The organism is Parendozoicomonas callyspongiae, from assembly GCF_023502345.1.
In the GTDB taxonomy this organism is placed as follows: domain Bacteria; phylum Pseudomonadota; class Gammaproteobacteria; order Pseudomonadales; family Endozoicomonadaceae; genus Sansalvadorimonas; species Sansalvadorimonas callyspongiae.
In genome coordinates, this window is record NZ_JAMFLX010000157.1 from 1 (window position 1) to 357 (window position 357).

Sequence of the window (357 nt, forward strand, 5' to 3'; positions counted from 1 at the left end):
CGGAGTTTGTCACGGTTTTAATCCTGATAGTTCAGCAATTCAACGTGTTTCTCCGGCAAAAATTTTCTGGCTGCTTCCCAGTTGTGCCAGCGCCAGCAAAGTGCTCCCAAGGTTTTGTGCAGCTGCCAGCTCAAAATTTCACGGCAAGCATTTCACATTTGCATGGTGTAAAAATCGGGGTAAATTCAGCACCGCTGATCACTATCCCAAAGCTGGCAGTCAACATTGCAGTTGGTTTGGGGTTTCCTGGCAACTCTGCAAACAAACTCATTCTGCCTGCTCATTTATCGTTGCTGCCTCTGTGCAATGCCAGCACCAGCATTTTCAAACATCGCCGCAAAAGCGGGTAACAAGTGC

At 47.9% G+C, this 357-nt stretch carries 1 protein-coding gene; it reads left to right on the forward strand.

The annotated features are described in order from the left end of the window. A partial coding sequence (locus M3P05_RS20770; RefSeq protein ID WP_249702061.1) for a hypothetical protein occupies window positions 1–350 on the forward strand: 350 nt, incomplete at its 5' end. Window positions 351–357 lie beyond the last annotated feature (7 nt).